Source organism: Pseudomonas sp. GW821-FHT09E04, from assembly GCF_059416185.1.
In genome coordinates, this window is sequence record NZ_JBWKOR010000001.1 from 1,215,866 (window position 1) to 1,237,494 (window position 21,629).

At 60.1% G+C, this 21,629-nt stretch carries 18 protein-coding genes; 6 read left to right on the forward strand and 12 right to left on the reverse strand.

Features of this window, described 5'->3' with window-relative positions; genetic code table 11:
- The first annotated feature begins 16 nt into the window (after positions 1-16).
- Positions 17-1,549, forward strand: coding sequence for an NADH-quinone oxidoreductase subunit M (nuoM, locus tag AC07N4_RS05575; protein WP_096822265.1), 1,533 nt, complete (start codon positions 17-19; stop codon positions 1,547-1,549).
- 7 nt (positions 1,550-1,556) lie between these two features.
- Positions 1,557-3,020, forward strand: a complete 1,464-nt coding sequence (gene nuoN / locus AC07N4_RS05580; RefSeq protein ID WP_102622478.1) for an NADH-quinone oxidoreductase subunit NuoN — start codon at positions 1,557-1,559, stop codon at positions 3,018-3,020.
- Between the two features lie 66 nt (positions 3,021-3,086).
- On the opposite strand, the gene AC07N4_RS05585 is transcribed toward nuoN, so the two are convergent.
- A complete protein-coding gene (locus AC07N4_RS05585; RefSeq protein ID WP_493065133.1) occupies positions 3,087-3,551 on the reverse strand; it encodes a GNAT family N-acetyltransferase in 465 nt (154 codons plus the stop codon).
- Between the two features lie 360 nt (positions 3,552-3,911).
- On the opposite strand from AC07N4_RS05585, the gene AC07N4_RS05590 reads away from it, so the two are divergent.
- The gene (locus tag AC07N4_RS05590; RefSeq protein ID WP_493065134.1) at positions 3,912-5,237 is read left to right on the forward strand and encodes an OprD family porin; all 1,326 of its coding nucleotides are present in this window, start codon (positions 3,912-3,914) and stop codon (positions 5,235-5,237) included.
- A gap of 151 nt (positions 5,238-5,388) precedes the next feature.
- On the opposite strand, the gene AC07N4_RS05595 is transcribed toward AC07N4_RS05590, so the two are convergent.
- The 5 genes from AC07N4_RS05595 to AC07N4_RS05615 form a co-directional block, all read right to left on the reverse strand.
- Entirely contained in the window at positions 5,389-5,721 is a 333-nt protein-coding gene (locus AC07N4_RS05595) for a DUF2790 domain-containing protein (protein ID WP_192560980.1), read from the reverse strand.
- Positions 5,722-5,800: 79 nt separating this feature from the next.
- Positions 5,801-6,001: a co-regulatory protein PtrA N-terminal domain-containing protein gene (locus AC07N4_RS05600; RefSeq protein ID WP_096822271.1), complete on the reverse strand. Its 201-nt coding sequence runs from the start codon at positions 5,999-6,001 to the stop codon at positions 5,801-5,803.
- Between the two features lie 134 nt (positions 6,002-6,135).
- The gene (locus tag AC07N4_RS05605) at positions 6,136-9,288 is read right to left on the reverse strand and encodes an efflux RND transporter permease subunit (protein ID WP_493065135.1); all 3,153 of its coding nucleotides are present in this window, start codon (positions 9,286-9,288) and stop codon (positions 6,136-6,138) included.
- Between the two features lie 15 nt (positions 9,289-9,303).
- The gene (locus tag AC07N4_RS05610) at positions 9,304-10,497 is read right to left on the reverse strand and encodes an efflux RND transporter periplasmic adaptor subunit (protein WP_493065136.1); all 1,194 of its coding nucleotides are present in this window, start codon (positions 10,495-10,497) and stop codon (positions 9,304-9,306) included.
- Positions 10,498-10,546: 49 nt separating this feature from the next.
- Positions 10,547-11,794 (reverse strand): TolC family protein, encoded by a 1,248-nt coding sequence (locus AC07N4_RS05615; protein WP_493065137.1) that lies wholly within the window; start codon positions 11,792-11,794, stop codon positions 10,547-10,549.
- 409 nt (positions 11,795-12,203) lie between these two features.
- On the opposite strand from AC07N4_RS05615, the gene AC07N4_RS05620 reads away from it, so the two are divergent.
- From AC07N4_RS05620 to AC07N4_RS05630, 3 genes are all read left to right on the forward strand, one after another.
- On the forward strand, positions 12,204-12,878 hold the full coding sequence (locus AC07N4_RS05620) for a heavy metal response regulator transcription factor (RefSeq protein ID WP_096822275.1): 675 nt from the start codon (positions 12,204-12,206) through the stop codon (positions 12,876-12,878).
- Positions 12,875-14,281 carry a heavy metal sensor histidine kinase gene (locus AC07N4_RS05625; RefSeq protein WP_493065138.1) on the forward strand — a complete coding sequence of 469 codons (1,407 nt, stop codon included), beginning with the start codon at positions 12,875-12,877 and terminating at the stop codon, positions 14,279-14,281. The genes AC07N4_RS05620 and AC07N4_RS05625 overlap by 4 nt, the downstream gene beginning before the upstream one ends.
- Before the next feature lie 455 nt (positions 14,282-14,736).
- On the forward strand, positions 14,737-15,615 hold the full coding sequence (locus AC07N4_RS05630; protein WP_493065139.1) for an alpha/beta fold hydrolase: 879 nt from the start codon (positions 14,737-14,739) through the stop codon (positions 15,613-15,615).
- A 43-nt stretch (positions 15,616-15,658) separates the two neighbouring features.
- Here AC07N4_RS05630 and AC07N4_RS05635 read toward each other — a convergent pair whose 3' ends face one another.
- The 6 genes from AC07N4_RS05635 to AC07N4_RS05660 are packed head-to-tail and all read right to left on the reverse strand — an operon-like array spanning position 15,659 to position 21,608.
- Positions 15,659-17,401 carry an ABC transporter substrate-binding protein gene (locus tag AC07N4_RS05635; protein WP_192558413.1) on the reverse strand — a complete coding sequence of 581 codons (1,743 nt, stop codon included), beginning with the start codon at positions 17,399-17,401 and terminating at the stop codon, positions 15,659-15,661.
- Between the two features lie 47 nt (positions 17,402-17,448).
- Positions 17,449-17,721, reverse strand: coding sequence for a DUF2160 domain-containing protein (locus AC07N4_RS05640; protein ID WP_039767461.1), 273 nt, complete (start codon positions 17,719-17,721; stop codon positions 17,449-17,451).
- A 10-nt stretch (positions 17,722-17,731) separates the two neighbouring features.
- Positions 17,732-18,532: a carbohydrate ABC transporter permease gene (locus AC07N4_RS05645; RefSeq protein ID WP_085732164.1), complete on the reverse strand. Its 801-nt coding sequence runs from the start codon at positions 18,530-18,532 to the stop codon at positions 17,732-17,734.
- Positions 18,533-18,541: 9 nt separating this feature from the next.
- Complete coding sequence (locus AC07N4_RS05650; RefSeq protein ID WP_007981247.1) at positions 18,542-19,408, reverse strand: carbohydrate ABC transporter permease; 867 nt, start codon at positions 19,406-19,408, stop codon at positions 18,542-18,544.
- Positions 19,405-20,514: an ABC transporter ATP-binding protein gene (locus tag AC07N4_RS05655; protein WP_102622487.1), complete on the reverse strand. Its 1,110-nt coding sequence runs from the start codon at positions 20,512-20,514 to the stop codon at positions 19,405-19,407. Before AC07N4_RS05655 ends, AC07N4_RS05650 begins: the two co-directional genes overlap by 4 nt.
- Positions 20,514-21,608 (reverse strand): ABC transporter ATP-binding protein, encoded by a 1,095-nt coding sequence (locus tag AC07N4_RS05660; protein WP_493065140.1) that lies wholly within the window; start codon positions 21,606-21,608, stop codon positions 20,514-20,516. Before AC07N4_RS05660 ends, AC07N4_RS05655 begins: the two co-directional genes overlap by 1 nt.
- Between the last annotated feature and the right edge of the window lie 21 nt (positions 21,609-21,629).

Consider the following 21,629-nt stretch of genomic DNA (forward strand, 5'->3'; position numbering starts at 1 on the left):
AGGAAACGAGCCCGTCATGATTCTGCCTTGGCTAATCCTGATCCCCTTCATCGGCGGCCTGCTGTGCTGGATGGGTGAGCGCTTCGGCGCTACCCTCCCCCGCTGGATTGCGCTGTTGACCATGACCCTGGAACTCGCCCTCGGCCTCTGGCTGTGGGCCCACGGTGACTATTCATTTGCTCCGGCGCCTGGCGCCGATCCGACCTGGGCGCTTGAGTTCAAGCACGTCTGGATCCAGCGCTTCGGCATCAACGTGCACCTGGCCCTCGACGGCCTGTCGCTGCTGATGATCCTGCTGACCGGTCTGCTGGGTATCCTGTCGGTACTCTGCTCGTGGAAAGAGATTCAACGTCACGTTGGCTTCTTCCACCTGAACCTGATGTGGATCCTGGGCGGCGTTGTCGGCGTGTTCCTCGCCCTCGACCTGTTCATGTTCTTCTTCTTCTGGGAAATGATGCTGGTGCCGATGTACTTCCTCATCGCGCTCTGGGGTCACAGTTCTTCGGACGGCAAGAAAACCCGGATCTACGCCGCGACCAAGTTCTTCATCTTCACTCAGGCTTCCGGCCTGATCATGCTGGTGGCGATCCTGGGTCTGGTACTGGTCAACTACAACAGCACCGGCGTGATCACCTTCAACTACGCCGATCTGTTGAAGACCAAGATGTCGATGACCACCGAGTACATCCTGATGCTCGGCTTCTTCATCGCCTTCGCGGTCAAACTGCCAGTGGTTCCGTTCCACTCCTGGCTGCCTGACGCTCACGCCCAGGCACCGACCGCCGGTTCCGTCGACCTCGCTGGTATCTTGCTGAAAACCGCGGCCTACGGTCTGCTGCGTTTCGCCCTGCCGCTGTTCCCGAACGCCTCGGCCGAATTCGCGCCGTTCGCCATGGCCCTGGGCCTGGTCGGGATCTTCTACGGTGCGTTCCTGGCGTTCGCCCAAACCGATATCAAGCGTCTGATCGCCTTCTCGTCCGTTTCCCACATGGGCTTCGTACTGATCGGCATCTACTCCGGCAGCCAACTGGCGCTGCAAGGCGCCGTGATCCAGATGCTGGCGCACGGTCTGTCGGCCGCGGCACTGTTTATCCTCAGCGGTCAGCTGTACGAGCGTCTGCACACTCGTGACATGCGTGAGATGGGCGGTCTGTGGTCGCGTATCGCTTACCTGCCGGCGATCAGCCTGTTCTTCGCAGCCGCCTCGTTGGGTCTGCCGGGCACCGGTAACTTCGTCGGCGAGTTCCTGATCCTGATCGGTACCTTCGCCAGTGCTCCATGGATCACCGCGATTGCCACATCCGGTCTGGTGTTCGGTTCGGTCTACTCGCTGATCATGATCCACCGTGCCTACTTCGGTCCGTCCAAATCGGATTCGATCCTGCACGGCATGGACGGTCGCGAACTGATCATGGTGCTGGGCCTTGCGGCACTGCTGATTTACCTCGGCGTCTACCCGCAACCGTTCCTCGACACCTCTGCCGCCACGATGCATGGCGTGCAGCAGTGGCTCGGCACCGCCTTCACTCAACTCGCTTCGGCCCGGTAAGAGCGCTATGGAATTCACGATTCAACACTTTATTGCGCTTGCGCCACTGTTGATCACCAGCCTCACCATTATCGTGGTGATGCTGGCAATCGCCTGGCGCCGCAACCACTCGCAGACCTTCCTGATTTCGGTGGCAGGTCTGAACCTGGCCTTGCTGTCGATCCTGCCGGCACTGAAAGTCGCGCCTCTGGCCGTGACCCCATTGCTGCAGATCGACACCTTTGCCTGCCTGTACATGGCGCTGATCCTGGTAGCCACCCTCGCCTGCGTAACCCTCGCCCACGCCTACCTCGGCGATGGCGGTTCGGGTTACCCGGGCAACCGTGAAGAACTGTACCTGCTGATCCTGATGGCTGCCGCCGGTGGCTTGGTTCTGGTCAGCGCGCAGCACCTGGCCGGGTTGTTCATCGGTCTGGAACTGCTGTCGGTGCCGGTCTACGGTCTGGTGGCCTACGCCTTCTTCAACAAGCGTTCGCTGGAAGCCGGTATCAAGTACATGGTGCTGTCGGCCGCCGGTTCCGCGTTCCTGCTGTTCGGTATGGCGCTGCTGTACGCCGACTCGGGTTCGCTGAGCTTCGTGGGTATCGGTCAGGCACTGGCCACCACCAACCTGCCGAGCTCGCTGGCGCAATTGGGCCTGGGCATGATGCTGATCGGCCTGGCGTTCAAACTGTCGCTGGTACCGTTCCACCTGTGGACGCCGGACGTGTACGAAGGTGCTCCGGCACCGGTGGCCGCGTTCCTCGCCACCGCTTCGAAAGTGGCTGTGTTCGCGGTCATGGTTCGTCTGTTCCAGATCTCCCCTGCCGCAAGCAGTGGCGTGCTGAGCAACGTACTGACCATCATCGCCATCGCCTCGATCCTGTTCGGTAACCTGCTGGCCCTGACTCAGAGCAACCTCAAGCGTCTGCTCGGTTATTCGTCCATCGCGCACTTCGGCTACCTGCTGATCGCGCTGGTGGCGAGCAAGGGTCTGGCAGTGGAAGCCATCGGCGTGTACCTGGTCACCTACGTGATCACCAGCCTCGGCGCGTTCGGCGTGATCACCCTGATGTCCTCGCCGTACAACGGCCGTGACGCAGACGCGCTGTACGAGTACCGCGGCCTGTTCTGGCGCCGTCCGTACCTGACCGCCGTACTGACCGTGATGATGCTGTCCCTGGCCGGTATCCCGCTGACCGCAGGCTTCATCGGCAAGTTCTACATCATCGCTACCGGTGTCGAGTCGCACCAATGGTGGCTGGTCGGTTCGCTGGTTCTGGGCAGCGCCATCGGCGTGTTCTACTACCTGCGCGTGATGGTCACCCTGTACCTGATCGAACCGAACCTGCGCCGCCACGACGCCCAACTGCACTGGGAACAGAAAGCAGGCGGCGTGATGCTGCTGGCAATCGCCCTGGTTGCGTTCTTCCTCGGCGTCTACCCACAACCGTTGCTGACCCTGGTTCAGCAGGCGGGTCTGGCGGGCTGATTGCTCTGCTGGAATGGGCTACAAACAGAAACGGCACCTTCGGGTGCCGTTTTTGCGTTAATGCCATCACAGTTTTTTCAGCATCGGCACGCAGGCCAGTTGAAGACCTGAAGGCGATTGATAAACCGCACTCCCCTCCCCGACGTAACCGCAGCGCCGATAGAAATCGACGGCATTCAAAGTCGCATCCAGACAAACCTCTGCCAGTCCCAGACTCCGTGCCAGCGCTTCCAGAAAGTACAGTACTCGCTTGCCCAGCCCGCGCTGCATGAAATCCGGATGGATGAAAATCGCGCCGATTTCGCGGTGCTCCAGATCGAGCATACCGCTTGCCACAGGCTCACCCTCAACGTAACCCAGATAGAAATGCTTTTGCATGAGCGTGTCGTAACCGTCTTGCGCCGTGCCTTTTGTCCAGTCGAGCATCTGCTGCTCGCTGTAGGCACCGATGCATTGATGCCGGATCGCCAGCCGCCGAATATCGAACGCTATCCCGGCATCGTCCGGGGTGGCTCTTTTTATTTCGAACATTTCTCTCTCCTTGAGCCATGTGCGGACGGGCAATTAAAAAGCCCCGTCCATTTCTGGCGGGGCTTTGGGTAACACGTCATTGACCAGACATGCATGACCTTATGGCCCGCCGGAAGCGGTCACAGAGGAGCACATCATGGTCATTCGATGTTGGGCATTCATGGCTGGATAGTGCTGCGGATTGTTCCGACGAGTCAATCGCAACCCCACCTAACGAAATTGTAATTCCCCAATCATCTCGGCGTTATCCGCAGCCTGCAACGATGTCACCCGGCGATCCTACCGGCGGGTCCTTGCCCGTCGAACAATAAAACTCACGCCGACACACGTTCCCGTTCTGCCGAACCCAAGGAGTGATTGATGGTTAACAACAAAAAAATGTCGATGGCCGCTTTAGCAGTGGTTGTCGGCTCCGGGCCGTCCATGGTGTTTGCAGAAGATAAACCCGAAGGGTTTATCGAAGGCAGCAGCCTGACGGTGCTCAACCGCAACTTCTATTTCAATCGTGACCACCGCAACGGCCAGTCCAGCCCTACCGGCAATGGTTATTCCGAAGCCTGGGCCCATGCGGTCATCAGCAAGTTCGAATCCGGCTTCACCCAAGGCACCGTTGGGGTCGGTGTCGATGCGTTTGCCATGATCGGTCTGAAACTCGATACCGGTGACGGTCGCAACGGTGGCCGCAGTTCGTTCGATGTGTTGCCGGTCGACAGCGAAGGTAAAGCACGGGACGAATACACCAAGGTCGGGGGCGCCGCCAAAGTACGGGCCTTCGATACGGTGGTGAAAATCGGCGATGTGTTCCCGGCCAACCCAGTGGTTGCAGCAGGTGATTCGCGACTGCTGCCGGAAAGCTTTCGCGGCGTGACGGCGACCAACACCAGCATCGAAGGCCTGTCGATCCAGGGTGGCCGGCTGCATGCGATGAGTCAGCCGGTGTCCAGCGACATGCGCGAAAACTTCGCAACCTTCTATGCCGGACCGGTCAACTCGCCCTGGATCGCTTACGGCGGCGGTGATTATGCGCTGAACAAAAACCTCAGTTTCAGCCTGTACTCCAGCCGCCTGAAAGATGCCTGGAACCAGTACTACGCTGGCACCGCCTGGACGTATCCGCTGTCGGATGACCTGTCGCTGTTCGGCGGCCTGAACTATTACAAGGCAGTCGACGAAGGCAAACAATTGCTCGGCAAATTCGACAACAACATCTGGAGCGGTCGCGTCGGTGTGAAGCTTGGCGCCCACTCTGTCGCCCTCTCCCACCAGCGCAACAACGGCAACGACGACTTCGATTACCTGCGTCAGTCCGACTCGATCTTCCTCGACAACTCCATCCAGTACAGCGACTTCAACTCGCCGAAAGAGCGTTCGTGGATGGTGCGCTACGACCTCGACATGACCACTTACGGCGTGCCGGGCCTGTCGTTCATGACCCGTTATGCCCGTGGCACCGACGCCGACTACTCCAACGCCAACGCCGTGTACATGCGTCGCGATGCCGACGGTAATCCGCTGACCGACCAGAAGCGCTGGGAGCGTGACATCGAAGTCAAATATGTGGTGCAAAGCGGTTCGATGAAGGACCTGTCGCTGCGTCTGCGCCAGGCCACCACCCGTGCCACGGCATTCGAGTCTGACCTGGATGAAGTACGCGTGATTGTCGAATACCCGCTGGCGATTCTCTGAGTTTTCACGAGCAATACACATTCACCTTTAGAAGCTCCTTGCTCCTTTGGTAAGAGGTGAATCCTTTGGCGTCCTTCGGGACGCCTTTTTTATGCCCGAAAAAAAGCCCGACTCACTGAACATGAACCGGGCGTTTGAGCCGCTATCGGCGCTATCCACCCTGCTGACGGCAGGTGCCCATCACGCTATAGGTGAGCGTATTGAGTTGCCCTTTGGAGTCCTCATAAGTCATCGCTGCCGGCACAACCGCGCATTCATTCTTCGGCCGGACAACGCTGACCACTTTCTTCACATCCAGCTTCATACCGTACTCGTATTCCTTGACCACCGGTGCCGCTTTGCCCTGGGCGGCCGCGTACTGCTCCATGGCTTGGGCATTGGCGCTGAGCGCCCGGTCAAACGTCCGGTCTCCGCCCCCTTCGGCCAACGCATTCAAAGACATTGCCATGACACCGGTGAACGCCATCAACTTGAGAAAGTTCATATCCATTTCCTTCAAAAAACGACTCATAAAAAAGCCCACCATCGATGCGCGATGACGGGCTCATTCATTGGTGACACGCTTACAGGTCTTGGGTCTTTTCGTCCTTTTTATCATTCACGACGACAGGATCACGAGCCTTCTCCTTGGCCACAAACAGCTCCACGGAGCGGTCGTTGGCGGTCATCATTCGGTCGAAAGTGCGGTCACCGCCACCTTCGGCCATGGCCAGGGAAGACATCACCAACGCCACCAGAAAAGCACCGATCTGTACAGATTTCATGTTTGATTCCTCGTTTAAGTAACTGACGGGATCAAGGTAACAATCCGAACCTTTCGTGACGGTGGCGCCGAAATTACATATCCGTTATGTAGAAAGGCCCGCAATCGCGGGCCTGTTTTTGAACCATGAAGCGACTAAGCAGCAGCCGGTGATTCCTCGCCCCGACGATGGGCAATCTGATACAGCGCCGGCAAGATCAACAACGTGAGGATGGTCGAGGACAGGATCCCGCCAATCACCACCGTCGCCAGCGGTCGCTGCACCTCGGCCCCGGTGCCGGTCGCCAGGGCCATCGGAATGAAGCCCAGGGACGCGACCAACGCCGTCATCAATACCGGACGCAATCGCGTCAATGCGCCTTCGTGAATCGCTTCGGAAAGCGAACGCCCCTCCTCCCGCAAGTTACGGATAAAGGCGATCATCACCAGCCCGTTGAGCACCGCCACACCGGACAACGCGATAAAACCGACGCCCGCCGAGATCGACAACGGGATGTCCCGCAGCCACAACGCCATGACCCCGCCAGTCAGCGCAAACGGAATCCCGGTGAACACCAGCAAGCCGTCCTTGAGGTTGTTGAACATCATGAACAGCAACCCGAACACCAGCAGCAACGCCACCGGCACCACGATCTGCAAGCGTTTGGCCGCCGATTGCAGTTGCTCGAACTGACCGCCCCAGGTGGTCCAGTAACCCGCCGGCACCTGCACATCGCGCTCGATCACTTCGCCCGCCTCGGCGACGAAAGAGCCGATGTCACGCCCGCGCACGTTGGCGCTGACGATCACCAGGCGCTTGCCGTTCTCGCGGCTGACCTGATTCGGCCCCAGCACCAGATCGAGACTGGCAACATCTTTCAGCGCAATGAAGCCGATCTGACTGGCCGCCTCACCGCCAGCCGCCGGCACCGGAATCAGCAGCGCCGACAACCCGTCGACGTCCTTGCGCATGGCGTCGGACAAGCGCACCACCATGTCGAATCGGCGGTCACCTTCATACATCGTCCCGGCCTTCTGCCCGCCGACGGCCACCGCAATGGTGTCCTGCACATCGCCGACGTTGAGCCCGTAACGCGCAGCCTTGTCGCGGTCGATGTTGATGGTCAGCACCGGCAGGCCAGTGGTTTGCTCGACCTTGACCTCGGACGCGCCATTGACCTTCTGCATCGCGACGGCAATCTTCGCCGCCGTGGCATTGAGCACGTCCATGTCATCGCCAAACACCTTGACCGCCACGTCGCTGCGCACGCCGGAGATCAGTTCGTTGAAACGCAACTGGATCGGCTGCGACAGTTCATAGTTGCTGCCCGGCAGCGTCGCGGCGGCCTGTTGCAGTTCGGCCATCAGGGTTTCCCGGGACTTGCCCGGGTCCGGCCATTGGTCTTTCGGTTTGAGCATCACGTAGCTGTCGGAAATGTTCGGCGGCATCGGGTCGGAGGCGATTTCCGCGGTGCCGGTACGGGCGAACACGCGCTCGACTTCCGGCACTTTATCGAGGATCAACGTTTCCAATCGCTGCTGCATATCCACCGATTGCGTCAGGCTGGTGCCCGGCACGCGCAACGCCTGCAAGGCAAAATCGCCTTCGCTGAGACTCGGCACAAACTCGCTGCCCATGCGGCTGGTGACCACGCCACTGAGCACGATCACTCCCAACGCCGCACCGACCGCCATCGCCCGGTGGGACATGACCCAGGCCAGCGCCGGTGCATAGACGCGACGTGCACCGCGCATCACCACACCCTCTTCTTCCTTGACCTTGCCGGTCACGAACAGCGCAATCGCCGCCGGCACGAAGGTGACGGACAAGAGCATGGCGCCGAGCAGCGCGATGACCACGGTGAACGCCATCGGGTGGAACATTTTCCCTTCAACGCCGCTCAGGGCGAAGATCGGCAGGTACACGACCATGATGATCAACTGGCCGAAAATCAGCGGTCGCCGCGCCTCTTTCGCCGCGGCAAACACTTCATGGAAACGCTCGGATCGCGTCAGCAGACGCCCGTGATGCTGCTGCGCATGCGCCAACCGTCGCAGGGTATTTTCGACGATTACCACCGCACCATCGACGATGATGCCGAAGTCCAGCGCGCCGAGGCTCATCAGGTTGGCGCTGACCTTGTTGCTGAACATGCCGGTGAAGGTGAACAGCATCGACAGTGGAATCACCATTGCCGTGATCAGCGCAGCGCGGATGTTGCCGAGGAACAGAAACAGAATTGCGATGACCAGAATCGCGCCTTCGACGAGGTTCTTCTTCACCGTCGCGATGGCCTTGTCGACCAGATGCGTGCGGTCATACACCGGCACCGCAATCACGCCGTCGGGCAAGGATTTGTTGATCTGTTCGAGCTTGGCGGCAACTGCCTGGGAGACCGTGCGACTGTTTTCGCCGATCAGCATGAACACGGTGCCGAGCACCACTTCCCGGCCATTTTCCGTGGCGGCGCCGCTACGCAGTTCGCGGCCGATATCCACGGTGGCGACGTTCTTGATGCGGATCGGCGTGCCGTCGACATTGGCCATGACGATGTTGGCGATGTCCTCGGTGCTCGCCACCTGACCCGGTGCGCGAATCAGCAATTGCTCGCCGCTGCGCTCAATGTACCCGGCGCCGACGTTGGCGTTGTTGCGCTCCAGCGCCGTGACCAGATCGGTGAGGGTCAGTTTGTAGGCCGCGAGTTTTTTCGGATCGGGGGCAATCTGGTACTCCTTGGCAAAGCCGCCGATGGTGTTGATCTCGGCCACGCCGGGGACGTTGCGCAATTGCGGCTTGATGATCCAGTCCTGAATCACCCGCAGATCGGTCGGCGTGTAGGACGTACCGTCGTCCTTCAGCGCGCCTTCCTTCGTCTCGACCGTCCACAGAAAGATCTCGCCAAGCCCGGTGGAGATCGGCCCCATCACCGCCTCCACGCCCTCGGGTAATTGCTCCTTGGCGGACTGCAACCGCTCGTTGACCAACTGCCGGGCAAAGAACAGATCAGTGCCGTCCTTGAAGATCACCGTGACCTGGGACAACCCCGAACGCGACAGCGAACGGGTCTGTTCCAGCGCCGGCAGGCCGGCCATCGCGGTTTCAATCGGGAACGTAATGCGCTGTTCGGTTTCCAGCGGCGAGAACCCGGCCGCGCCGGTGTTGATCTGCACCTGGACGTTGGTGATATCGGGCACGGCGTCGATCGGCAGTTTCTGGTAACTGGCGATGCCGAGGCCGGCCATGAGCAGAACGGCGAGCAGCACGATGATGCGCTGCTCAATGGCAAACTGGATCAGGCGTTCGAACATGGGAGTCTTCCGCGATTAATGACTGTGCTCGGCCGAGGCTTTGCCCAGCTCCGATTTGAGGACGAAGCTGCCGGCGCTGGCGACTTGCACACCCGGTTCCAACCCGGCGGTGACTTCCACCTGACCCGCCGCGCGACTGCCCAGCTCCACCGCTTGCGCCTTGAAGCCGTCGTCGGTGCGGATGAACACCGTGGGTTTGTCCTCGACGGTCTGGATCGCAGTTTCCGGTACAGCGACTTTGGCCTGGCGGCTGTCGGTGGCGACCAGCGCGGTGACAAACAGGCCCGGGCGCCATGAGCCTTGCGGGTTTTCCAACGTCACGCGAACCGTCGCGGTACGGGTCTGTTCGCCGAGCAGGCTGCCGACGTAGGCCACGGTGCCGGTCACTTCAGCATTCAATTCCGCCGCGCTGACCGTGACGGGTTTGCCCACTTGCACCTTGTTCAAGTCCTTCGGTGACACGCCGAAGGTGACCCACACCCGCGACAAATCCGAGAGCGTGAACGCCGCCGTGGTTTCATCGACCACCTCGCCCGGCGTCAGGTGTTTTTCCACCACCACACCGTCGAACGGTGCCCGCAGTTCATAGCGATTACCGCCAGTGGCAACCACACTGCCGCTAAGCACGCTGATCTTTTGCCGGGCGTTGTTCAGGGCGATTTCGGCTTCTTCCAGAGCCTGACGTGCCTGGAGGAAATCCTGCTCGGCGGAGATCTTGTCCTGCCACAGTTTCTTCTCGCGTTCGAAAGTCGTGCGCGCCAAGGCCAAACGGCGTTGCGCGGCCGCCTGCTCGCTGCGCTGATCGGAAATCTGCTGGCTGGCGATCACGGCCAGCAGTTGGCCCTTCTTCACTGACTGCCCGAGATTGACCGACACCGACTCGACCACCCCCGGTACGCGTGGCACCACATGGGCGGTGCGGTCCTCGTCGAAGCGCACTTCACCGGGGAACGGCAGGCCGAGACTGATGCGCTGCGCTCGCGCTTCGGCCAGTTGAATCCCCGCCGCCGTGATCTGTTCGGCCGTCAATTCGATGTGCCCTTCTTCGCCATGTTCGCCTTCAACGGCGGCGCCTTCTTCGGCGTGATCCGCATGCTCGGCGGCCTCATCGGCATGCGCGTCGATGCCCGAGTTGCCCGCCCACATCGAGCCGATACCAATGCCCAACGCCAAGGTCGCCGCAGCGACCACGATCAGTTTTTTATCCATGGAAACTCCTCTGCGCCGTGCCATCGCGCAGTGATCAGAAAATTGAAATTCAAGGGCTGACGCTGAGGTCGCCGAAAATGCGTTCGATGCGGACCCGAGCGTCGGTCGCCTCGCTCACCGCCTGGATGTATTGGGTGCGAGCGCTGATCAGCGTGCGCTGGGCGTCGAGCACGTCGAGGAAGCCGAACTTGCCCATTTCGAAACCGCGAGTGGCGCTGTCCACCGCACTTTGCGCGGCGGGCAGGATGGTCTGGTTGAACGCCTTGATTTCGCCGTTGGCGGTCTGCCATTGCGCAAGCGTGGTCTGGATTTCGGTGCGCAAGCGAAGCTCGGTGGCGTTGCGCAGGTCCCGCGCCTGATCGGTACGCCGCGCGGCCGCCAGCACGTTGCCCTGATTGCGGTTGAACAACGGAATCGGCATCGACAGCCCGACCACATTGACCCGCTCGCGCTCGGTTTCGCTGTACTGGCTGCCGATGCTGACGGTGAGATCGGGAATCCGCTGGGACTTTTCCAGTCCCAGCGACGCCTCGCGCTGGTCGATCTGCAACCTGGCCAGGCGCAGCTCCGCCGTTTCGTTCAGGCGCTCAAGCAAACGGGTAGGCGGCGGTACGCTGGGCAGGCTTTGAGTCGCGGTCTGCACCGTGGTCGACGTCGGCAACGGTGCGCCCATGACCTGTGCCAATTGCTGGTACGCATTGGCCTGATCGCGCTCCGCGCGGCTTAGCTCCAGGCGCACTTCCGAGAGCTGCACCTGGGCGCGAGTGCCTTCCACCGGCGACGACTTGCCCGCCTCGATCCTCCCCTGCGCCACACGCAAACCGTGCTCGGCGAGTTGCAGCGACTGCCGGGCCAGTTGCAAACGTTGCTGCGCAGTTTGCGCGCCGTTGAACGCTTGAATGACATCGGCGCGTAACGCGTTGCGCTTGCGCTCCAGCTCGATGCCGGCGGCATCCTGCGCACGATTCGCCACATCAATCCGCGCGCCACGCTTGCCGCCCAACTCGATCGGCTGGCTGAGCATCACCGTGGTGGTGCGCGACTGGCGCCGGGTGTCTTCGGCCTCCCACGAAACCTCGGGGTTGGGAATCAGCCCGGCCTGCTTGCGATCACCTTCGGCAATGCCGATTTCCCACTGTGCAGCGGCCAGATCCGGGTTGCCGGCGAAGGCGGTTTGCAGGGCCTGATCCAGGGTCAGGGTCGAAGCACTGGCAAGGCTTGTACAGGCCAACAACAAGAGGCCGCTGGCGGTTTTTTTCAGGCGTGATCGCGCCGTCAGTTCTATTAAACCGGGCAATGGAAGGCTTCCTTTAATCAAGAATCGTTGATTGCGCCACGGTAGGGTTTTGAACTTATCGACAAGGTGACGTGAACATTACAAATCCGTTATCCACGGTTTATCGAAGTTGTTTTGCTCTAGGATTCGAAGTTCGAATGGCTTTGTTGCAATACATTGAAACAAATGCACGTTAGTTATCCGCCGAACAGCACTTGCCGAAATCGAAGTCATGAGAAATTCGCTTTTCTGCTGCGACAGGCTGTCGCGGATGGCCGACTTAAAGGCCTCAGGCGTTGACTCTGTAGCCACTACAGCCTTTACCGTGCACGCCATTCAGTTATTGAAACCGTCCGGAAGCCCCTACAAAGACAACAACTTTCCCGGCCACCTTAATTAATTATCCATTGAATAAAAGTGGTGATAAATCATGCGAATCCTTGTCGTCGAGGACGAGCTTAAAGCTGCCGAATACTTGCATCAGGGTCTGACCGAAAGTGGCTATATCGTTGACCACGCTGTTAACGGCGCTGATGGTTTGCACCTGGCACAACAACAGGTTTATGACCTGATCATTCTGGATGTGAACCTGCCGGAACTCGACGGCTGGGGCGTGCTGGAACAGTTACGCCGCACCCACTCCACCCGGGTGATGATGCTCACCGCGCGCGGGCGGCTGGCGGACAAGATCCGGGGTCTGGATCTGGGCGCCGACGACTATCTGGTCAAGCCGTTCGAGTTTCCGGAACTGCTGGCCCGGGTGCGTACCCTGATGCGCCGCAGCGAAAACATCCCGGTGCCGCAGGTACTCAAGGTCGCAGATCTGGAGCTCGATCCGGGCCGTCACCGGGCGTTTCGTGGCCAGCAACGCATCGACCTGACCACCAAGGAGTTCGCCCTGTTGCACTTGCTGATGCGCCAGTCCGGCGAAGTGCTGACCCGCACCCAGATCATCTCGCTGGTGTGGGACATGAATTTTGACTGCGACACCAACGTGGTCGAGGTCTCGATCCGCCGCTTGCGAGCGAAGATCGACGACCCGTTCGACAGCAAACTGATCCATACCCTGCGCGGTGTCGGCTATGTGCTGGAGGCACGGGAATGAAGCCGGCCAGCCTGTCACTGCGACTGGGGCTGACAGTCAGTACTCTCGGTGCGCTGCTGGTGGTGTTCCTGGCGATCCTCGCGTATTTCGCCCTGACCCATGAACTGAATGCGTTGTCCCGGGACAGCCTGGAAAAGAAGATGGCGCAAGTGGAACACAGCCTCTCGCTGTACATCGATTCCAATGAAGTCAGTGGCAAGCCGCACATTCTGCTCGATCAGGTCATGGGGCATGACAACCTGACGCTGACGATTTATGACCGAGGCAATTTGCGCTCGCCGCTGCTCAAGTCAGGGTCAGGATTGACGGACCCACGGATTGAATTGAAAGCAGTGCGGGCGACGACCGATCAGTTGACCTACACCGACAGCGTCGATGCTGAAGGCGCGAAGTTTCTCACCGCCTCGAAGCTGATTCGTCTGAAGGACGGCAGCAACGTGCCGGTGCTGTTGTCGATGGACAATGCCCACGACCAGGCCTTGCTCAGCGCCTACCTGCGCTCGACGCTGATTGCCTTGCCGTTGCTGCTGGTGTTCATCGGCCTGACCGCCTGGGGCGCGGTGCAGCGCGGACTGGCGCCGCTGCGCGAGTTTCGCAAAGTGGCGGCCCGGGTGACCACCCAGGACCTCGACCATCGGCTGTCAGTAGTGAACATGCCTCAGGAGCTCAGCGAACTGGCGCAAGGCATAAACGTGATGCTCGATCGCCTGGACAGCGGCGTGCAGCAGTTGTCGCAGTTCTCCGATGATCTGGCCCACGAACTGCGTACGCCGATCAACAACCTGATGGGCAAGGCTCAGGTCACGCTGTCGCGGGAACGCTCGGTCGAGGAATACACCGACGTCCTGGTGTCCTGCACCGAAGAACTGGAGCGCGTTGCACGGATTGTCTCGGACATGTTGTTTCTGGCCCAGGCCAGCCAGCCGATGGCGCACGCGTCGTTCGAGTCGATTGCACTGGAAGACGAGGCGCTCAGGGTGGCCGAGCTGTTTTCCCTGTCGGCGCAGGACAAACAGATCCAGCTGAAGGTGGTCGGCAGCGCGCAAGTCTCTGGCGACCGACTGATGATCCAGCGAGCGATATCGAACCTGCTGTCCAATGCCCTGCGCCACTGCCCCGCCGGCAAAACCGTTTCGCTGTTCATCGAGCAGGCGCCGACACAGGTCGCACTGCGTGTGAGCAATCCCGGCGTGGGCATCGAAGCGCAGCACTTGCCGCATCTGTTCGACCGCTTTTACCGGGTCGACAGCAGCCGCACTCGCTCGCAGGGCAGCACCGGTCTGGGGCTGGCCATCGTGCGCTCGATCATGAGCCTGCATTCGGGCACCGCGCAGGTGCAAAGCCGCCCGGGGGCGATGACGGTTTTCAGTCTGGTGTTCCCCGTGCTCGCGCAAAAGCATTAAACCCTCAAACAGATTTGTGCGGTGTTTTCTCAATCTCCATCGGAAAAATCACCGCACACATCCGCCATAAGTCTTCGCAAACCTTTCAGTGCGAATTTGCGTCGACCTAGCGATGAAACGTCTGACAAAGGCATGAAACAAAACGTTGTTGAGGGCTAATGCATCGTCGCTTCGCTCGCCTTCAACCACCCCGTCCACCCCCTCTAAAACAAGCCTTTACGTCGATCGTGGCGTGTCTACTCACAATTTGTCAGTAGGTACTTCGGCGCTCCCAAAAACCGCGATTGGAAACCTCTGGTCATCTTTGACCTCATCGTCGCTGTGCTTCTAGATTCGGCTCTCGCTTGAAACCGTTCACTCAACAGACAACCAGGAAGCACACACCATGAGCGCCATTGGATGCATGAACACAAACCCGATCCATAAACCCGATATCGCCTGACGGCCAACTCAACATGACCTTTTCCCTGCAAGGCAGAGGCTATTACCCGACCGGTGATGGCCATCAACTCTACTGGGAACGCCATGGCATTGCGGGAGGCGAACCGGTGTTTTTCCTGCATGGCGGCCCCGGTGGGCGCTGCAGTCATCATCATCTGGACTTCTTCGACCTGCGCCGTTTCGACATCATCCTGTTTGACCAACGCGGTTGCGGGCGCTCGACGCCCTACGGCGAACGGCGCGACAACAACACCGGTCTGTGCGTCGAAGACATCGACGCCCTGCGCCAGCACTTCGGCTTCGAAAAAATCAGTGTGCTGGGTGTTTCGTGGGGCAGCTGGCTGGCGATCCAGTACCAGCAGCGCTATCCGCAGCACCTGCTGAAAACCACACTGGTGTCGGTGTTCGTCCCATTCGCAGCCAATGTCCGGTCATACGATCAGGCACTCAATGACGGGTTGGCACAATCGCCTCAAGCGACGTCAGGCCATCGCGCCAGGGACATCTACCGGATACTCGGTGAAGGCTGCCCATTGCAACAGCGTGTTGCCGCCATTGAATGGTTGAATGGGGTTTTGCGCCGCACGGGGCAGACGGTTTGCCCCGGCACGCTGGAGCGTTTCGTCGATCAGGAAGCAGTGCTCGCGATCCGTCTGGAGCTGCATTACCACCTGCAAGGCTATTTCTTCCAGCCAGGGGACCAGGATCTGATCCTCGACGACAACACCCTGCTGATCCAGGGCATCCGCGATACCTTCGGCATGGCCAGTGTGCGCTGGCTCAGGCAACGCATGAACCTTCACTGTCGTTTGCTGCACGCCGGGCACAACGCCTTTGAAGGCGCCATCCTCAAAGCCGTACGCCGGGCGGTGAAACGTGAAATCGAGGGCTGAAAAAAACGGCACCCGAAGGTGCCGTTCTGTTCCCCCAAAACGCTTACTTGCGTGCTGCCTCCCACGACTTGAGCAGTTCGTTGTAGCTCACGGTTTCGCCTTTCGGTTTCTCGTTGGCCAGTTTTGGTTTAGGTGCGCCAGGCTGATCGAACCAGTATTGCGCGTCGCGCTCGGGGTTCATTTTCGGGGCGCAGGTGGCCTGGGCCTTGGAGCGTTCCAGACGGGTCATGATCGCGTCCTGATCCTTGGCCAGGCCGTCGAGCGCCTGTTGCGGGGTCTTGTCGCCGCTGGCGGCTTCGGCGATGTGGCTCCACCACAGTTGTGCCAGACGTGGGTAGTCCGGCACGTTGGTGCCGGTCGGCGTCCATTGCACGCGGGCCGGGCTGCGGTAGAACTCGACCAGACCACCGAGTTTCGGTGCCAGGTCGGTCATGGCTTGCGAGTTGATGTCCGATTCGCGGATTGGCGTCAGGCCGACGATGGTTTTCTTCAGCGACACGGTTTTCGAGGTCACGAACTGCGCGTACAGCCAGGCCGCGAGTTTCTGCTTCTCAGGCGTGGACTTCATGAAGGTCCAGGAACCTACGTCCTGATAACCCAACTTCATGCCTTCTTCCCAGTACGGTCCGCGCGGCGACGGCGCCATCCGCCATTTCGGTGTGCCGTCGGCGTTGACCACCGGCAGGCCCGGTTTGGTCATGTCGGCAGTGAACGCGGTGTACCAGAAAATCTGCTGGGCGATGTTGCCCTGGGACGGTACGGGGCCGGACTCGGAGAAGGTCATGCCCGCCGCTTCCGGTGGCGCGTAAGCCTTGAGCCAGTCTACATACTTGGTCGTGGCGAACACCGCCGCCGGGCCGTTGGTGTCGCCGCCGCGGGTCACGCTGGAGCCCACCGGATGGCAATCCTCTACGCGGATGCCCCACTCGTCCACCGGCAAGCCGTTGGGCAGGCCCTTGTCGCCGCCACCGGCCATGGAGAACCAGGCATCGGTGAAACGCCAGCCCAGCGACGGGTCTTTCTTGCCGTAGTCCATGTGCCCGTAGATGCGTTTGCCGTCGATTTCCTTGACGTCTTCGCTGAAGAACTTCGCGATGTCTTCATAGGCGGACCAGTTCACCGGCACGCCCAGCTCATAACCGTACTTTTCCTTGAACTTGGCTTTGAGGTCGGCGCGTTCGAACCAGTCGGCGCGGAACCAGTAGAGGTTGGCAAACTGCTGATCGGGCAATTGATAGATCTTGCCGTCAGGTGCGGTGGTGAAGGAAATGCCGATGAAGTCCTTGATGTCGAGGGTCGGCGAGGTGAAGTTCTTGCCTTCGTTGGCCATCAGGTCGGTGATCGACTCGGTTTTGCCGTAGCGAAAGTGCGTACCGATCAGGTCCGAGTCGTTGACCCAGCCGTCGTAGATGTTCTTGTCCGACTGCATCACGGTCTGCATTTTTTCCACGACGTCGCCTTCTTGCAGCAGGTCGTGGGTCAGCTTGATCCCGGTGATTTCGGTGAAGGCCTTGGCCAGCACCTTCGATTCATATTCGTGGGTGGTCAGGGTTTCGGAAACGACCTTGATTTCCATCCCGCGAAACGGCTCGGCGGCCTTGATGAACCACTTCAGTTCTTCGAGCTGCTGATCGGCCGTCAGGGTCGACGGCTTGAACTCGCTGCCGATCCATTTTTTTGCCGCGTCTTCGTACGCATCGGCCCAAGCGGTTGCGCTCAAACCGCTGAGTGCCAGCATGGCTGCCAATGAAATGCTATGTCGCAGCTTATTGTTTTTGTCGAACATAGAGACCTCCTGTTTAAGTTCTGGAGCACGATTGCCGAGCGATTCGACTAGCCCCAACGCATCACAGCCAACAGCCACACCAGGGACAACGCGGACGCTACCCAGATGCTCCAGTCGGTCACGCCGATTACCAGCAGGTGCAGGTAGGCGCTGCCGAGAAGACCGATGAACAAGCGATCGCCACGGGTGGTGGCAATCGGCAGAAACCCTCGCCGCAGGATGCTCGGCGAGCGCAGTTCCCAGGTGGTCATGCCCACCAGGATCAAGCCAATCACGATGAAAAATGCCGCCGTCGGGACGGTCCAGCTCATCCATTCCATCATCAGCTCCTCAGACCCGGCCCAGGGCAAAGCCCTTGGCCACGTGGTTGCGAACAAACCAGATCACCAGCATGCCCGGCAGGATGGTCAGCACCCCCGCCGCCGCCAGCACGCCCCAGTCGATGCCGGACGCCGACACCGTGCGCGTCATGACCGCCGCGATCGGCTTGGCGTTCACCGAGGTCAGCGTGCGCGCCAGCAGCAGTTCGACCCAGGAAAACATGAAGCAGAAAAACGCTGTCACACCGATCCCGGAGCCAATCAGCGGGATGAAGATCTTCACGAAGAACTTGGGAAAGCTATAGCCGTCGATGTAGGCGGTTTCATCGATTTCCTTGGGCACGCCGGACATGAACCCTTCGAGAATCCACACCGCCAACGGCACGTTGAACAGGCAGTGCGCCAGTGCCACCGCGATGTGGGTGTCGAACAGACCAATCGACGAGTACAGCTGGAAGAACGGCAGCAGAAACACCGCCGGCGGCGCCATGCGGTTGGTCAGCAGCCAGAAGAACAGGTGCTTGTCGCCGAGAAAGCGATAACGGGAAAACGCATAAGCCGCCGGCAACGCCACGCTCAGGGAAATCACCGTGTTCAGGCTCACGTAGTACAGCGAGTTGAGATAACCGGTGTACCAGCTCGGATCGGTGAAGATCACCTTGTAGTTGTGGAAGGTGAAATCCTGGGGAAACAGCGTCAGGCCGCCGAGGATTTCGGTGTTGCTCTTGAACGACATGTTCAGCAGCCAGTAGATCGGCACCAGCAGGAACAGGATGTAGAGCAGCAACGGGATCACTTTTCTCTTGCTCATGGCCGGGCCTCAGCGGTTGGCGTCGCTGTGGGTCATGGCGGTATAGAACAGCCAGGACACCAGCAGGATGATCAGGAAGTACACCAGCGAAAAGGCTGCCGCTGGCCCCAGGTCGAATTGGCCCACGGCCATTTGGGTCAACGTCTGACTCAAGAAGGTCGTGGCATTGCCCGGCCCGCCGCCGGTGAGCACGAACGGCTCGGTGTAGATCATGAAACTGTCCATGAAGCGCAGCATCACTGCGATCAGCAGCACGCTTTTCAGCTTGGGCAACTGGATGTGCCGGAACACCGCCCAGGCCGAAGCCCGGTCGATCCGCGCCGCCTGGTAATACACATCAGGAATCGCCCGCAGCCCGGAGAAACACAGCAGCGCCACCAGCGAGGTCCAGTGCCACACGTCCATCACCAACACCGTGACCCAGGCGTCCATGGTGTTGGCCGCGTAGTTGTAGCTGATACCCATGGCGTTGAGGCTCGAACCCAACAGGCCGATGTCCGCACGACCGAAGATCTGCCAGATGGTGCCGACCACGTTCCATGGAATCAGCAACGGAATCGCCAGCACGATCAGCACCACCGACGACCAGCGACCCTTGGTCGGCATCGTCAGGGCGATGGCGATCCCGAGGGGGATTTCGATCAGCAGCACGCACGCCGAATAGATGAACTGGCGCAGCAACGAGTCGTGCAGACGCGGATCGAGCAGCACTTGCTTGTACCAGTCAGCGCCGACGAAGTAGCGGCTGGACTGGTCGAAAATGTCCTGCACCGAGTAATTGACCACGGTCATCATCGGGATCACCGCACTGAATGCCACCAGCAGGAACACCGGTAACACCAGCCACCAGGCCTTGTTGTTCTGCACCTTGTTCATGGCTGCACCTCTTCGCTGGCTTCGAGCAGGAACTCATCGGCATAGACCATCAGCCACTGCGCCGGGAAACTGATGTACGCCGTGCCCTGCGGCACCGGTTTGTCTTCGGCCAGGCGCACTTTCAGCGGTGCACCGTCCAGATCCAGGGTCATGATCTTGTAGGTACCGAGGTCTTCGACGTGTACGACCCGCGCCTGCATCGCGTCATCAAACGGTTCGTCCCACACATGAATGAACTCGGGGCGGATGCCGACCTTCAGGTTTTTCCACTGGCCATGTTCGATATGCCGTTGCAACGCGTCGGACAGCGGCAGATGGGTCGAGTTGAAACCGACGCCGCCCGGTTGCGGCTGCACCTCGATCAGGTTCATCCCGGGGCTACCGATGAAGTAGCCGACAAAGGTGTGGCTCGGCCGTTCGAACAATTCCCGGGGTGTGCCGAACTGGACGATCTGGCCGCCGTACATCACCGCGATCTTGTCGGCGAAGGTCGAGGCCTCCAGTTGATCGTGGGTGACGTAGACCATGGTGATGTTGAATTGCTCGTGGATCTGCTTGAGCTTGCGCCGCAGTTTCCATTTCAGGTGCGGGTCGATCACTGTCAGCGGCTCGTCGAAGAGGATCGCCGAGACGTCGTCGCGCACCAGACCACGGCCCATGGAGACTTTCTGTTTTTCGTCAGCGGTGAGGTTGCGTGCCTTTTTGCTCAACAGGTTTTGCAGGTCGAGGACTTCGGCGATTTCCTGCACCTTGCTGTGGACTTTCGCCTCGGCCATGCCCTGATTGCGCAGCGGGAAGGCCAGGTTGTCGAACACCGTCATGGTGTCGTAGACCACCGGAAACTGGAAAACCTGCGCGATGTTGCGCTTCTCCGGGGTCAGGTCGTTGACCGCTTTGCCGTCGAACAGCACGTGCCCCTGAGACGGGCTGAGCAGGCCGGAAATGATGTTGAGCAAGGTCGACTTGCCGCAACCCGACGGCCCGAGCAAGGCATAGGCGCCGCCCTGCTCCCAGATGTGATCCATCTCGCGGATCGCGTAGTCCTCGGGCCCGGCGGGAGTGCTGGTGTAACTGTGGGCGAGGTGTTGCAAACGGATTTCGGCCATCAGGCAACCCTCGCGACGCGCCGGCCCGGTGCCTGCACCAGACGGCCCTGCGCATCGAACACAAACAATTTATGGGTCGGGATATAGATGCGGATCGGCGCATCGACGTCGTATTCGTGAACGCCCGGTAAGTGCAGCACCAGCAGGAAATGCTCGTTGCGCACGTGCAGGAAGGTTTCCGAACCGCTGATCTCCGCCACCTCGACGGTCACCGCCAGTTCCAGGTCGTCGTCGTTGCTCGGCACCAGCGAGATATGGCTTGGACGCACACCGAAACGGAACTCGCCTTCGCCCACCGGGCGCAGATCGACGTTCAACGGGAAGTGCACGAAGTTGGCGAAACTCACTTCATTACCGGCGATGCGTCCCGGCATCAGGTTGATCGGCGGTTCGGAGAACAATTCGGCGGCGAGCACCGTTTGTGGCTGGTGATAGACCTCGGTCGACGGGCCGCTCTGGATCACCCGACCTTCGTGAAGAATGGTGGTGGTGCCACCTAGCGCCAGCGCTTCGTTGGGCTCGGTGGTGGCGTAGATGGCGATGGTGTGGCGCGCCTTGAACAGCTCGCGCATTTCCTGGCGCAGTTCTTCGCGCAGTTTGTAGTCGAGGTTGACCAGCGGCTCATCGAACAGGATCAACTCGGCATCCTTGACCAGCGCCCGGGCCATGGCTGTGCGCTGTTGCTGGCCACCGGAGAGTTCCAGCGGATAGCGCTTCAGGAACTTCTCGATGCGCAGCATCTTCGCGGTTTCCTGCACCTTGCTCTGGATCTGCTCATCGGAGATCCCGGCCTGGCGCAGCGGCGAGGCAATGTTCTCGAACACCGTCATGGTCGGGTAGTTGATGAACTGCTGATAGACCATCGACACGTTGCGCAGACGCACCGGGCGTTGGGTGACATCGACGCCGTTCATCAGGATCCGGCCGCTGTCGGGCTTGTCCAGACCGGCCATCAGGCGCATGAGGCTGGTCTTGCCGGACAGCGTGCGCCCGAGCAGGACGTTGAAGGATCCAGGTTCGAATTTCAGGCTCGCATCGTCGATCCAGGTCTGGCCCTCGACGGTGCGGCTGACGTGCTCCAGGGTGAGTGACATGGCTCGGCCTTTTTATTATTG